The sequence below is a fragment of the Paenibacillus sp. GbtcB18 genome, assembly GCF_019091125.1.
GTDB lineage: Bacteria > Bacillota > Bacilli > Paenibacillales > NBRC-103111 > Paenibacillus_F > Paenibacillus_F chitinolyticus.
The window spans coordinates 1-460 of record NZ_JAGXJX010000133.1 but is presented as its reverse complement, the minus strand read 5'-3'; the positions used below and the strand labels follow the sequence as shown (position 1 = coordinate 460).

Genomic DNA, 460 nt, shown 5'->3' with positions numbered 1-460 from the left:
AATGTACAATAAGAAAAATTTGTGAAAAATATAAAAAAGCATTTAAGATTTGTAAGAATTACGATCTTAAGTGCTTTTTTATCGTTAAAATCAAAATGTTAATTAGCGCTTTACTACAGAAAACTCTATAGTAAGTCCTGTATGTGGGATAAGGAATAAATAGTTGTTATGTGAAATCGCTAAATAGTTTCCATACTATTAGTTGACGAGCTTTATATGTTCTTTTACACTTGGATATGTGAATTTCAGCTGAAAAAGAGAATTGCCTTATTACATATATGTTGAAAAAGCTAGTATACAAAGTTTTAAATGATTTGAAAAGATAGAGGGGCGTTTCATATTGACAAATAGCAGAATGAATCCTAAAGTTGATGAATTTTTAAATGGCGCAAAAAAATGGAGAGAAGAATACGAGAAGTTAAGAAGTATTGTTCTTGACTGTGAATTAACGGAAGATTTT

General features: G+C 28.3%; 1 pseudogene. It reads left to right on the top strand.

What is annotated here, in order from left to right:
* Positions 1 to 340: 340 nt before the first annotated feature.
* Positions 341 to 460: pseudogene (locus tag KVT34_RS32170) on the top strand (hypothetical protein); the annotation flags it as partial.